Genomic DNA, 13,268 nt, shown 5'->3' on the forward strand with positions numbered 1-13,268 from the left:
TAGTCAGGTTGGGCACAAAAAACCTGCAATAAAACTTTTGCAGTCCATGGAAGCGGTCATAAAGGAGTATTCTTAAGGTTGATTTTTCCACTGCTGAGATGAGTCACAAGCCAAAATCAGCTATGGTAAGAATCTGATATTTGTCGACAAGGAATATAGGGATGTCAGCCGCACAAGTCACAGATTCGACATTCGAACAAGAAGTTCTCAAAAGTGAACTACCGGTACTTGTAGACTTTTGGGCCCCTTGGTGTGGTCCTTGCCGGATGGTTGCTCCCGTTGTGGATGAGATTTCTGAACAGTACGATGGCAAAGTCAAGGTTGTTAAGGTCAACACGGATGATAACCCAAAAGTTGCTAGCCAGTACGGTATCAGAAGTATTCCAACATTGATGATTTTTAAAGATGGGCAACGGGTTGATATGGTAGTGGGTGCTGTCCCCAAAACCACCTTGGCAAATACTCTTGAGAAGTATCTATAGGCGTTTGATTTGGTTTTATGGATTTATTATTGGCTAAATGACTTAGCTGTAACCCAATATACTGAGACAGATATAGGGTGCAGATAGATCGGGTAAGTTCAAATTTTCAGAAATAAACGGTTTCAACAGTTTCTGTTGGAGCCGTTCATTTTTAGAGGCTGAAGCAACTGAAAGAGCAGTCTGTGCACAACAGGCACAGACTGCTAAACTGCAATCACGCTCTAATACTGCAAGAATACCGATTGCGTTGACTCAATGAGTTGACTCAATTACTAGAGATAACAAGGAGCGTTAGGTACATAGAGAGTGCTGTAGCAATTAGGAGAGACCAGCATCCTATTGAATCAATCCATTGCTATACAATTGGGGAGCTAGATGCTCTGATTCAACGCTTAAGAATCTTCACTAACTGCGTGTTTTATGGTGACCTCTACAACAAAATTGCCCACTCACTTACAAGAGAAGATTTCTGAAATTGTCACCCAGTTGCCCTCCATGGAACATGGGATTGTAATTCAACAGATTTTAGAAACCCTAGTAAGAATGATTGGGCGAGAGGCTGATCGGCTGGATTGGAAGATTTTAAGCAATACATTACAGGATATGGAACTGGGTTTTCAGGGTTTCTATCCTTACCGCCATACCCGAAAAATAGCCATTTTTGGGTCAGCACGTACTCCATCAGAGCATCCTGATTACCAGTTAGCAAAGACCTTTGCCCAACGAGCAGCACAACAGGGATTCATGATTATGACTGGTGCCGGACCAGGCATCATGGAAGCTGGTAATGAAGGAGCTGGCGTCGAGCATTCCTTTGGTCTGAATATTCAGTTACCGTTTGAGCAGGGCTCTAACCCAATTATGGAGAATGATCCAAAACTGCTCACATTCAAATATTTTTTTACACGCAAGCTATTTTTTTTGAGGGAATGTGATGCCTTAGCAGTATTTCCAGGTGGTTTTGGGACTCAAGATGAGGCGTTTGAGTCGTTAACACTCGTCCAAACTGGGAAAGCCGAACCAATACCTATTGTGTTGATTGATCACCCTGGTGGCAACTATTGGCAAGGTTGGGATACCTATATACGCGATCACTTAATGGCCAATCGACTGATCAGTGACGACGATCCTAGCCTTTATGTTATGACCGATAACATCAATGACGCATGGCAGGAAATAACAAACTATTATCGAGTGTTTCATTCCAGCCGATATGTTGGTGATCATTTGGTGATAAGGCTCAATTCTTGCCTGCGGTCTGGAGCGTTAGAGGAGCTCAATCAATCATTTAGCGATATTGTTGCTGCTGGCAAAATAGAAATGTCAAATGCGCTACCAGAAGAGCAAGATGATGAAACAGCAGAGCTGTCTCGCCTGGTATTCCAATTTAATCACCGTGACTTTGGTCGCCTACAACAGCTAATTCGTAAGATTAACACTCTTGGCGAGCCCTGTGAGGCTACTGAACACCCGGAACATAAATAATCAACACTCATTTTTCCAGATACACCTTTTATAGCAAGCTAATGATGCAATTAGCTTGCTTTCTAGAATTCGCGCTGGATGTGGGTTAAAATTCCGCGTGCGATCGCATTAGCCATCTCACTGCGCCACTCTGGATCACGCAGATTGTGAATATCTTCCGCACCTGTGACAAATCCTACTTCAATTAAGATTGCTGGCATTGAGGTACGGCGTAGCACATAGAAACGAGCCTGTCTTACACGCCGATCGGACATCCCCATCATGCGCAGCACTACATCATGCACTGTGCGCGCAAACCGAGCTCCTGCACCAGAATAATAGTAGGTTTCTAAACCGTTAACATCGGGCCGACTCAAGTTAATAGCATTGGCATGAATGCTGACAAATAGGTCTGCATCTGCACGTTCAGCAATCTGAACGCGGGGGTCAAGATCGAGCTCGATGTCACTATTGCGGGTCATAACCACATCTACCCCTTGCTCCCGTAGAATAGCGGCAACCTGTTGAGAAATTGGAAAAATCACCTGCTTCTCCTGCAGACCGCCAATTCCGACAGCACCCGGATCACGTCCTCCATGCCCAGGGTCAATGGCAACAACAATGCGCCCTTGGGGTACCCGAGGCAGATCGCTCGAAGCTGAAGAAGGCTCAGTTGGGTTAACCCTAGCTCTGTCAGAGGGACTAGAAGGTCGCTCTGAAGGACGTCTCGTCACCGCTGTAGAGGGTACTGGAACAGTGCTACTAGGCGCACTATCAGGAATATCTCGAATCGCTACTCCATCAGGAAGTACAGAAATTCCCCGGAGACTACTACCAATTTCAGTCGTAATGGTCTGCCAGTCAGGGCTGTCATCCCCCAGAGTCATAGTGATAAACACCGTTGAGTCGCTCTGAGATATCTCCCAACTTTCAATACTGTAACGATTGTCTGGCAGTGACGCTGGCGTTAATCTGGGCGAAACAGAGCTGTTGGGTAGTTCTAAGGTGATTTTTCGTTCTGGATCCCGTCGCCGGGAGCGGCTAAGGCGCACCTCCGGTGTATCACCCGATAAGCGAATAAAAAAGCCATCAGCCGTTGCCACAATACTTTGCACCTGAGTGCTTTGACTCTGGGCTGACGCGTTAGCATCCGCTGTCACCTGGTTTGTTGTCCGCCCAGATGCGCGCTCGGCTTGATCCGACGACTGATTAACTCGAGCAGATGATGATGAGCGTCTTGGGCGGTCCTCATCATCGGTAGCCACTAGTTCAGGCAGCTGCACAAACCAACGACGATTGGTTTCGCCCCGAACTTCCACTTGTTGTGGATCAAGGCTATAACCAGGGGCTACTTCAATCACAATGCGGGCTGTTTGGTCATCTAATTGACCCACGCGGACTTCACGCAACCCTTCTTGTAGTCGCTGTCGAGAAGTCGCACTCGTCACCTGAGTACCTGGTAAATCAATGACTAAACGGGTCGGATTAAAAATCAACTTGGCTGTTGGCTGGACCCGAGTGTCCGTTGTAAATGTCAGACGATTTTGCTGCTGGTCAAAACGCCAAAACTGAAGATTGGCAGCATCGGCTGGCAAGGCAATCAGCACAGCCCCCAAAATACCAATCACGCCAGACGTCAAGCTAGACATTCTGGAGGCTACCGCCTTACTAGAAAGTAAAGGATTCCAATGCACAGCTTCAGTTCCTTCTAACAGTGATGATCCCACAGCCATTAACTGGCTCAAGTAAACCCGAGATCAATATTGCAAGACAAGAGTAACCGCATTTGTGCAATGTTTAAGATATCGAACATCAAAATTGTGCGGTTTTCAGGATACTCCTTTCTTTGATTCATCTGACTTTTGTAGTTTCAGACAAGAATCGTTAGGGAAACCTGCCACCAGCGACGAGCTAGATTAACTCCAGTTCATCGTTAAAGTGCCCTTATCAAAAGAAATTAATACAAGAAAACTATTTATACAGTTCCCTAGTGACTAAGCATACTCAGCATGCGATTCCATCGCAGCAATGCTTTTAGGCACAGCTGCTGTCAGAATTTCATGGCCAGTTTGGGTGACCAGAACGTCATCCTCAATACGGATACCTATACCACGCCAACGCTGTTCCACATCGGGCTGTCCCTCTTCAGGTTCATAGTCTGGAGCAATATAGATACCTGGCTCAACCGTGACTACATTGCCAGGCGCAAAGGGTTTCCAGGTTTTATCCGAATTCCGTAGAGTACCACTATCGTGTACATCCAGCCCTAAAAAGTGACCGGTACCATGCATGAAGAAGGCTTTATGTTTTTTCTCTTCGATTAATGTGTCTACGCTGCCCTTAAGCAGACCTAACTCGACTAATCCTTCGGTAATTGTGCGAGTAGCCGCATCATGAAAGTCATTAAAGGGACGCCCTGGTTGAACGGCATCAATCGCCTTGAGCTGAGCTTCTAAGACTAATTCATAGAGAATGCGCTGCTCAGACGTGAAGCGTTCTCCCACGGGAAAGGTGCGGGTAATGTCGGCATTGTAGTAGTTGTAGGCGCAGCCTGCATCAATGAGCAGCAGATCGTTCGTCTGCATTTGGCGATCGTTTTCGATGTAATGCAAAATGCAGGCATTGGCACCAGAGGCCACAATCGATGGATAAGCCGGCCCTAGAGCCCCTTCTAAGCGAAATATATGTTCCATTTCAGCCTGGATTTCATATTCATAGCGACCAGGCTGGGTAATAGCCATGGCATGATTATGGGCTTTGGCTGAAATAGCAATGGCTTTACGCATCTGTTCCAGTTCGCTGGCGCTTTTGACTCGGCGAAACTGCTGCATTAACAGCCGCCCATCTTCAATGGCTACCGGGCCTCGTCCACGTTTTGGGTACTTGGCTAATAGTCTTCGCCATAGGGCCAGGATGTGCTGGTCTAAACGACCATCATCACCAAAATGGTAATGAAGCCGATCAGCATTTTCCACATATTGAGGTAGCTTTTCAGCTAATTCTTCAATGGGATAAGCTTCCTGGGCTCCATACTTTTGCTTGGCTAGCTCTATACCTGTGCGATAACCGGACCAGGTTTCTTTTTCCTTATCCTTGGGTCTGACAAACAGCACAAACTGATGCTCTTCGTGATGGGGAGCTAGGACTGCGATCGCATCCGGCTCATTAAACCCCGTCAGATAGAAAAAATCACTGTTCTGACGAAATGGGTGTTCCACATCGTTGTGCATGACAGCTGTTGGAGCACTACCAAAAATAGCAGTACCTTGACCAATAGCGGCCATCACAGCCTGTCGTCGCTGTTGATATTCTGAATTCATGGACATGTGAGCAGTTTTGCTACGTTAAGAGAGAACCTTAATTCGCATACCACTGGCTGGCAAGCTACCACTCTGAAGTGTCAGCGTACTACCAACTCGGTCAACAGGTGTACCCGCCATTGCTCCTAGGAACTCATCGACACCTTGCAGTTCACAGCTGTCGTTGGCAGCACTGGTGCGATATTGAGTCGGGATAACCAATTTGGGCTGCAAGCTCTGCACAGCCGCCGCCGCTTCCGTGGCATTGTAAGCCTTGGAGCCACCCCCTACTGGTAGCAGTAATACATCAGGGCGACCAATCAAAATTTTATCTTCTAAATCAATGGGTGCTGCAGCCCCGCCAAGGTGAACAACCTTGACCCCAGCTTGAGTCCATAGCCAAGCCGTATTCGTACCAAATCTTCTCCCCCCCTCTCGATCGTGGGGCATACCAACACCTTGAACACTGAGACCATTGATCTCATAGGCACCTGGTTCATCTAGATAGTTGACGGTTGTGCCTTCAGGAATAAATCCTTCGTCAAATAATCGGCTACTAATCAATACCAGGTCTGAACCAGCCAAATTTGGAGCTGTATAACCTTCAGTACAGCCCAAAGGTCTGAACGGGTTGGTCAAAATGGTCTTACCACCACCGGAAAACTGGAAACACATATGCCCCAGTGCTGTGATGCTTAAGGTGCCCGTTTGCGCTTGGTAGGCTTGCCAATGAGAAGCAATGCCCAATCCAAGAGTACTGACGAAGGCTGCACTGGCATTTTGAAGCAATTGCCGCCGTTTCATAGTGTCCTCACATCCCATTGAGATCAACTGTCCATGACTTGTTATAGTGCCACAGGCTTGGAATACTCGCTAAGAAAGACAGCCAGTTTTCTGGGTCATACCGCCCTGTCAAAAGCCCCAAACCCCTTAGACGGTGGCCGGTACCTTCATCGGAATAGGACTCAAAAAGTTATGCAGGAGCCGTTTACCTGATTTAGTCAACACACTTTCAGGATGAAACTGCACTCCTTGAATATGAGGGTACTCGCGATGACGAACCCCCATAATCGTGCCGTCATCAACCCAAGCAGTGATTTCTAAACACTCAGGACAGCTCGCTCGCTCCACGACTAAGCTGTGGTAACGAGTTGCCGTCAATGGATTTTCAAGACCTGCAAAAACCCCCTGATTTGTATGGGTCACGGGGGATGTTTTGCCATGCATCAGTTCAGCGGCGGCTGTGACGATACCACCAAATACCTGACCAATGCTTTGGTGTCCCAGACATACCCCCAAAATCGGAATAGTTGGACCCAATTTTCGAATTATTTCCAAAGAAATGCCGGCATCGTCAGGAGTGCCAGGCCCCGGAGAGATTAGGATTCCATCCGGTGACAAATCACGAACCTGCGCCAATGTAATTTGGTCATTACGAAAGACACGAATGTCAGATGCAACAGGAAGCGTTTGTCCCAACTCTCCTAGATACTGAACCAAGTTGTAGGTAAAACTATCGTAATTATCAATGACTAAGATCATTGTTTGCCTAAAGCTCAATGAGCCTAGCTTAAGCGATCCCAGTATTCAACAGCACAAGTAGCGGTGGCAAGTATATAAATCCAGCCACAAGCAAGGCAGCCATAGCAGAGATCAGAACAGCCCCAGCAGCACAATCCTTTGCAATCTTAGCCAGCTCATGGTAGGTCTGGCCAACCGTTAGATCCACCACAGACTCTAAAGCTGTATTCATCAGCTCCATCACCAGAACAGCACTGATGGTAATAGCAACCACAGCGGCTTCAATTGCTTTGATGTGCAGCATTACTCCTAGAAACAACGCTACTAGACCAATGCCTAAATGAATACGGAAGTTTCGCTGGGTTCTGACGGCATAGATAATCCCTGCCCATGCATAGCGAAAACTAGTGAATAAATTCGGGGCAACCTGCCAAGCAGTTTTGCTTTCTTTCTTACTCTTAGGAGCAGTTTGAAGGTTAGAGGAAATAGACATGCACAAACCTTAAGAGGTGATGTATATTCAGTCAGCACAAAAAGCGCAAGACCGCTTAATTTAGCTAGCAGCCACCGCAAACTAAATGCCGGAGCTACTGCTTAGTCCATCAATAAGACTTATATAATCTTCGGACCTAATTAATCGAAGCCTGAAACTACTAAATAGGTTCCCGAAAGAATTATCATTTTGTCGATTATATTAACCTTTATCAAAATCTGTAATCGTATATTACCTATCCAGATTCAGGAAATATCACCTATCTTGCTAAAACGTCAAATCAATACACTTCAGAAGACTATGTTGCTTCTCTAGCATATTTTGAAGAGCCGCATCATCAGGATGATCCCATCCCAATAAGTGCAGAAGACCGTGGGCTGCCAGCCAAGCCAACTCCTGAATCAGGGAGTAATTATCATTGTGACGCTGCCGCTGAGCAGTTTCCACAGAAATAATCAGATCACCCAAGGGAATAGGCGATGTTTGATAAATGGTTTGAGCTCCAGGGATTTCCGTTTCTTGAGCCGCAAAGGCTAGGACATCCGTGGGCTTATCCTGGTGACGATATGTAGCGTTTAACTCTTGAATGGTAACGTCATTCGTAAGCAGAAGGTTAATCTCGTATCGACCTATGGGGGATGCCGTTGGAGCTAGTTCCCTAAGCCAAATATTAAACCAGGTTTGCCAAGCCGACGTAGGGGGTAAGTCCGGCTGCTTGGGTAAAAGCTCTGTCGCCTCTACCCAAAGCTCTACCTCGGGCACTAAAGTTTGAGTCAATGGAATCACCGGGTAAGGTAAGCCAAACCAATCAACACTCCTAGTAAGCCCATAGCGGTCAGAAAAAAGTGAAATAACGATTTACTACCTTTTTTGACCATATTGCGCATGGCTAGTTTGACGTAGCTGGGTGCAGGCTCCATGGGTTGTGGGTCTACAGAAGGCGGAGGCGATTGGGACATAGCTCTTAAGTAATAAATAAAAATGGTCGTTGTTGATCTTCGGGAGGATTTAATCTAAAAAATACTGATTTAAAGCAATCTTGTCAGATCGATTCATCCCTGAAATCAGCAACGGCTACAAACGCCTAGGCCATTAGGCTAAATATTGACGCAACAGGCTAGAACTAGAATTCTTTCAAACATTAAGTAATGTATCAGCTCTCACTATACCCCGGTCGACTACACGGTTGATTCTTGAGTAATTTGATTTTCTTGCTGAAGTAATGCCTGAATAAATAGATCAAGCTCGCCATTCATAACATCGTCAACTGCCGTAGTTTCAACATTTGTTCGTAGATCTTTCACCATTTGATAAGGGTGAAAGACGTAGTTACGAATTTGATTTCCCCAAGCGGCTTCTACCATGTCACCACGAATATCAGCAATCGCCTGGGCCTGCTGTTCTTGAGCAATGACTAACAGCTTCGCTTTTAGTAAAGCCATGGCTTTTTCACGGTTTTGCAGTTGCGATCGCTCCTGGGTACACCGCACAGACAGGCCTGTCGGCAGGTGAGTAATCCGCACAGCCGTTTCCACCTTATTCACGTTCTGACCACCTGCTCCCCCAGAACGGGATGTTTTAATTTCCAGGTCTTTATCGGGAATATCTAGCTCGATGGTGTCATCTAAAACCGGCATCACCTCAATGCCCGCAAAACTAGTCTGCCGCTTGCCGTTGGCGTTAAACGGAGAAATGCGCACCAGTCGGTGCGTCCCCTTTTCTGCCTTCAAATAGCCATAGGCATAGCGCCCATCAATTTCTAGGGTGGCCGATTTTAGCCCCGCTTCATCTCCTTTAGATTCTTCCACCAGCCTGATGTTGTAACCGTGCTGCTCACACCAGCGGGTATACATCCGTAGTAGCATTTCAGCCCAGTCCTGAGCGTCGGTCCCCCCTGCCCCAGCATTAATGGTAACGACAGCACTGTTCTTATCATAGGGACCCGAAAGCAGCTGTTGTAGCTCCCACTGGTCAAGGGCCTTGGCTAGATTTTGAGCTGTTTCTTGCGCTTCAGATAAAAGGGCTGGATCTGACTCTACTTCCAGTAATTCTGCAATGGTCTGAATATCATCAAGTTGAATATTCCAAGTATTGAGCTGTTCCAAATAAGACTTATATTCGTTCAGCGTTTGTAGTGTCTTCTGAGCTTGTTCTTGGTTATCCCAAAAGTCTGGTTGGGCAGCTACCTGCTCTAGGTCATCAATTTTTGCCTGAATAGCAGGCAGGTCAAAGATACTCCTGAGCTTTGCCCAGGCGATTAGTGAGCAGATCGCTTTCGCGTTTGAGGTCGGACAGGTCTAACATTAGGCAATGGGCTTAGACGATGAAAACCAATGGGGTCGTAGCCTATTAATTCTATAATGTCACCCGCAGTTCGACCGCTGATCCCTATCCTATGGTCCTTTCTTCCAAGCTTTGGCAAGACCACCTAGACCTGGCCAATGAAAGCCTTGCCCATCCATTTGTTCAAGGTATTGCAGACGGTACACTTCCCCAAAAGACCTTTGCCTACTATGTGGGTCAGGACGCATTCTTTCTAGAAGCCTTTGCCCGAGCTTATAGCATTGCAGCGGCCAAAGCTCCCACCTGGCAGAGCTTTAATGTATTTCATGATTTGGCGGCTGGGGTGTTATCAGAACTCAAGCTACACCAGAGCTATGCTCAAACTTGGCATGTAGACCTGACCCAGGTGAGCCCCGGAAAAGCTACACGGCAATATACGGATTTTTTATTGGCAACGGCCTGGGGTCAGTCTATTGGGGTCACAGCTGTCGCCATGTCGCCATGCATGCGTCTGTACGCCTATTTAGGTCAACAGCTCGCCCAGGGTGGCATTCCAGAGCATACCTATGGGGATTGGATTGCCACATATAGCAGCGACGAGTTTGAACCCTTAGCAGCTCAGCTAGAAGCCATTGTGGATGAATATGCAGCAGACAGTGCGTTGATTCGATCTACGTATCGCTATGCCATGGTCTGTGAGCGGGATTTTTTCCAGGCGGCATGGCGATATCAGAGTGAAGTTGAGAGTGAATAATTTTGATGAATTTGCCAACGGTGACCGTCATGACGCAGTAGCGTCAATTGTTGGGCTATGAAGTCAAACGCTAATGTTTTTTGTTGAAATTTTGGCCAAGCTTGGTGAAATGCCGTTTTGGTGAGATCTCTAAAGGCAACGGTAATGTGGGGACAGAAGTTACGATAACGGCGATCGACAACACCATATCTAGTTTCCATAAATATGGCTAAATCTTTTTGTAGGCTCATTAAACCTGGAACATGAACGACATCCACGTAAATGACGTTGGGAGGAAAGGCTCCGAAATTACGCAGTGCGATCGCAACCTCCTCCCTTCCCACAGCAAACCCCTTCAATCCCTCAGTCAACTCATCCACCCGCTCTTTAGGCCACTCAAACGGAGCCTGCAACGTAATGTGAGGCGGTGAGTTAAATGCCTTACAAGAGTCATACTGTTGCTCAAAGTAGCCCTTAATCTCATTGACAGACGCTTGAATCTCCGATGGTGGCACCAGAGCAATGAAGAATCGCTGCGAATTCATAGGTTAGCCATTAATCTTTCTACAATGTATTTTGTAAGGCCTTAGTCCAAAACCAAGGCCACTATCTCCGAAGGTTGCTTATGGCCTGGTTTGTCAAAATTGAGCGTGGGATTGTCAATAAATCCACGTTTGACCAGTTTGTGCCTGCCCATGTTGACTACGTCAACGATTTAATTGCAAAAGGACACCAAGCCAAAACCGGGTATTGGGCTGAGCATGGCGGTGGCATGTTGCTTTTCCAAGCATCGTCTCTAGCCGAAGCCGAAGCCATTGTCAAAGCCGATCCGCTGATTGAAAATGGCTGCGTCGACTACGAACTTCATGAATGGTGTGTAGTGGTGGAATAGCCCGCTACAATAACAGACCCGAGGACTTCAGCATTTTTCATAGTTACCACAACGTTAGGTCAACATGGCGAAAACCAATAAAAAATCCCAGCCCAGTGACGGCTTCAAAGTCATGGCTGACAATCGCCAGGCCAGATTTACCTACGAAATCTTAGACAGCTATGAAGCGGGTATTGAATTAAAGGGCACTGAAGTCAAGTCTATCCGCGCTGGCAAGGTCAACCTGCGAGATGGCTATGCCCAGGTCAAAAACGGTGAAGTGTGGCTACTGAATGTCCATATTTCCCCCCACAACATGACTAACCAGGCGTATAACCACGAACCGCGCCGTCCACGTCGACTATTGCTGCACAAGGCTGAAATTCGTAAGTTGATTGGCAAAGTAGAAGAAAAGGGTCTAACTCTAGTCCCCTTAAAGCTCTATCTCAAAAAAGGACGCGTCAAGGTCAACATTGCCATTGGGCGTGGTAAAAAACTCCACGATAAGCGCGAGTCCTTGAAGCAAAAACAAGAAAAACGCGATATTGCCCGCATGATGAAAAATCGCTAGATCGTTTCTTTGTCTAGGGCAGCCACTACTTGCTCATAAATCTGCTCAGCTTCTTTGGGGGTATTTCCAATGCAGGTGAGGCCCAGCTTGCCATACTCCGAGAGGCAACCCATCAGGTGAAATGCAGCCCCAGTGCCAGCAATAGAATTAAAGTGCAACTGTTCAATCATGATGATATCCATCAGATCATTGGGCAACAGACCTTTGTACTGCTCCTTTTGTAAGTTATCAGACGCTCGATAGTATTTGGGTTGCCCCTGGGGAGTGTAAAACTGGCCATCCTCCAGGTTATAGCTGCCGTTGGTTAATAGCTGCAAAGCCATAAATGGGTGGGTAGTGCCCCCTTTACGCAAGTTAATTTCAATGGCATTTAAATCCCAAGTTTGATCCGCGTTCTGCACCGCAATAAAATCAACACTATACCTTTCAAGGGCTCCCTGTTTCGCCAGGCTTTCTCCGACGCGACGGCCCATTTCCTGCAATTCCAGCCGATAGGCTCCGTCTGCAGGAAAACGACAACCTAAAAAGATTTGGCCATCAGGGCCTCCTAAAATCTGGTCATGGGTGGATAGAATTTCGACTTCGCCAAAAGGGGTGATGTGACCTTGGACACTAGGAGAACGCTTAATGTCACCCTCAATGAACGCTTCTGCGATCGCACCTAGCTCTTCAATCTTGCGACTAAAGTGGTCCCAGGTTTCATGCACATACTGAAAACGCATATGTTTCAGTGCTTCGTGAATCTTGACAACCCTTTGGCTGTGAGATGCATGGCCTGGAGCAACATCTTGCAACTCATCCAACAACAGCAAAGCATTTCCTTCCCCTGAAAATCCCTCATTCAGCTTGATCACAATACGTTTCAAGGTTGGCTGTTGCTCCCATAAATCAGCTGTGGCCACAGCCAGATCTTTGACACAATATGTAAGCTGACTACCTTGCGGATGGGGTACACCACAGACACCAAAAATTTCACGACTCCCAGCCTTAGTACCCAAATCCAACAGCGCTGGAGATAACGCCATTAGTGGAATATTCAATGTCAGCGCCAACTGCTGTTCCCAAGACGTAGAGTTAAAACAAACCATGTAGGCTTCCTCGGGAGAAAGACAATGGCGAATACGCTCCACCAAGCGTGGACGTTTCAAAATCTTTTCAGTCAAGGGCCGTTGTGACCCATCATAGGTAGAAAATAAATTCAGCCGGCTCTGAGCATGGGAGCTAGGAATACCTGGTAATAGCTCCAAATAGTAATCGACAATGCTAGGATGCAGCGGCTGCGAAGTGACATAGATCAGAGACGTATTAGGATTCCGCAGGTGCAGGAGTGAAAACAGCAGTCTCTCTTCATAGTGATGTACACCTTCCACCTTTCTCAATTCCTCTTGATCAAGGCTAAGGGAAGGCACCACCAAAATTTGCCTGGGAGCACGGTCAAAGCAATCTACAGGTTGCCAGCATGTCGTCAATTGAGCCTGGAGCTGACGAAATTTGAAATCATCTTTAATTTCAGAGTTGGCTAACTTAAATATCACGACTGCTCCTTAACCA

General features: G+C 46.8%; 15 protein-coding genes. 5 read left to right on the forward strand and 10 right to left on the reverse strand.

Annotated features, from left to right (window positions below):
- Positions 1 to 161 precede the first annotated feature (161 nt).
- Both trxA and SPB21_RS18090 read left to right on the forward strand, forming a co-directional pair.
- Positions 162 to 482, forward strand: coding sequence for a thioredoxin (trxA, locus tag SPB21_RS18085; RefSeq protein WP_006515803.1), 321 nt, complete (start codon positions 162 to 164; stop codon positions 480 to 482).
- Positions 483 to 902: 420 nt separating this feature from the next.
- Entirely contained in the window at positions 903 to 1,967 is a 1,065-nt protein-coding gene (locus SPB21_RS18090; RefSeq protein ID WP_499059314.1) for an LOG family protein, read from the forward strand.
- A 62-nt stretch (positions 1,968 to 2,029) separates the two neighbouring features.
- Here the strand turns inward: SPB21_RS18090 and SPB21_RS18095 are convergent, their stop codons facing one another.
- From SPB21_RS18095 to prfB, 8 genes are all read right to left on the reverse strand, one after another.
- Entirely contained in the window at positions 2,030 to 3,679 is a 1,650-nt protein-coding gene (locus tag SPB21_RS18095; RefSeq protein WP_163661529.1) for an N-acetylmuramoyl-L-alanine amidase, read from the reverse strand.
- Positions 3,680 to 3,940: 261 nt separating this feature from the next.
- Positions 3,941 to 5,266 (reverse strand): aminopeptidase P N-terminal domain-containing protein, encoded by a 1,326-nt coding sequence (locus SPB21_RS18100; protein ID WP_499059317.1) that lies wholly within the window; start codon positions 5,264 to 5,266, stop codon positions 3,941 to 3,943.
- A 24-nt stretch (positions 5,267 to 5,290) separates the two neighbouring features.
- A complete protein-coding gene (locus tag SPB21_RS18105) occupies positions 5,291 to 6,049 on the reverse strand; it encodes an MBL fold metallo-hydrolase (RefSeq protein ID WP_163661533.1) in 759 nt (252 codons plus the stop codon).
- Between the two features lie 126 nt (positions 6,050 to 6,175).
- Positions 6,176 to 6,787 (reverse strand): anthranilate synthase component II, encoded by a 612-nt coding sequence (locus SPB21_RS18110; RefSeq protein ID WP_163661535.1) that lies wholly within the window; start codon positions 6,785 to 6,787, stop codon positions 6,176 to 6,178.
- Between the two features lie 28 nt (positions 6,788 to 6,815).
- A complete protein-coding gene (locus SPB21_RS18115) occupies positions 6,816 to 7,259 on the reverse strand; it encodes a diacylglycerol kinase family protein (protein ID WP_163661537.1) in 444 nt (147 codons plus the stop codon).
- A 267-nt stretch (positions 7,260 to 7,526) separates the two neighbouring features.
- Positions 7,527 to 8,045 (reverse strand): rRNA maturation RNase YbeY, encoded by a 519-nt coding sequence (ybeY, locus tag SPB21_RS18120; RefSeq protein ID WP_163661539.1) that lies wholly within the window; start codon positions 8,043 to 8,045, stop codon positions 7,527 to 7,529.
- Positions 8,042 to 8,218: a DUF3285 domain-containing protein gene (locus tag SPB21_RS18125; RefSeq protein ID WP_006515811.1), complete on the reverse strand. Its 177-nt coding sequence runs from the start codon at positions 8,216 to 8,218 to the stop codon at positions 8,042 to 8,044. The genes ybeY and SPB21_RS18125 overlap by 4 nt, the downstream gene beginning before the upstream one ends.
- Before the next feature lie 219 nt (positions 8,219 to 8,437).
- Positions 8,438 to 9,563, reverse strand: a protein-coding gene (gene prfB / locus SPB21_RS18130; RefSeq protein WP_163661541.1) for a peptide chain release factor 2 whose coding sequence is annotated in 2 segments (ribosomal slippage) — positions 8,438 to 9,487 and positions 9,489 to 9,563 — 1,125 coding nt in all. Because the reading frame shifts where the segments join, the coding sequence is not laid out codon by codon here.
- Positions 9,564 to 9,654: 91 nt separating this feature from the next.
- Between prfB and SPB21_RS18135 the strand changes: the two genes are divergently transcribed.
- Positions 9,655 to 10,296 (forward strand): TenA family protein, encoded by a 642-nt coding sequence (locus tag SPB21_RS18135; protein WP_163661543.1) that lies wholly within the window; start codon positions 9,655 to 9,657, stop codon positions 10,294 to 10,296.
- On the opposite strand, the gene SPB21_RS18140 is transcribed toward SPB21_RS18135, so the two are convergent.
- The gene (locus tag SPB21_RS18140; RefSeq protein ID WP_499867351.1) at positions 10,272 to 10,820 is read right to left on the reverse strand and encodes a 2'-5' RNA ligase family protein; all 549 of its coding nucleotides are present in this window, start codon (positions 10,818 to 10,820) and stop codon (positions 10,272 to 10,274) included. The two genes, SPB21_RS18135 and SPB21_RS18140, sit on opposite strands and share 25 nt — an antisense overlap.
- A gap of 80 nt (positions 10,821 to 10,900) precedes the next feature.
- Here SPB21_RS18140 and SPB21_RS18145 point away from each other — a divergent pair, with 80 nt between their 5' ends.
- Together SPB21_RS18145 and smpB are read left to right on the forward strand one after the other, a co-directional pair.
- Positions 10,901 to 11,167, forward strand: coding sequence for a YciI family protein (locus tag SPB21_RS18145; RefSeq protein WP_163661547.1), 267 nt, complete (start codon positions 10,901 to 10,903; stop codon positions 11,165 to 11,167).
- A 64-nt stretch (positions 11,168 to 11,231) separates the two neighbouring features.
- On the forward strand, positions 11,232 to 11,717 hold the full coding sequence (gene smpB, locus SPB21_RS18150; RefSeq protein ID WP_163661549.1) for an SsrA-binding protein SmpB: 486 nt from the start codon (positions 11,232 to 11,234) through the stop codon (positions 11,715 to 11,717).
- On the opposite strand, the gene SPB21_RS18155 is transcribed toward smpB, so the two are convergent.
- A complete protein-coding gene (locus SPB21_RS18155; RefSeq protein ID WP_499868721.1) occupies positions 11,714 to 13,249 on the reverse strand; it encodes a peptide ligase PGM1-related protein in 1,536 nt (511 codons plus the stop codon). The genes smpB and SPB21_RS18155 overlap by 4 nt on opposite strands.
- Positions 13,250 to 13,268 lie beyond the last annotated feature (19 nt).

The sequence above is a fragment of the Leptothoe sp. ISB3NOV94-8A genome, assembly GCF_043421595.1.
Lineage (GTDB): Bacteria > Cyanobacteriota > Cyanobacteriia > Phormidesmidales > Phormidesmidaceae > Leptothoe > Leptothoe turfae.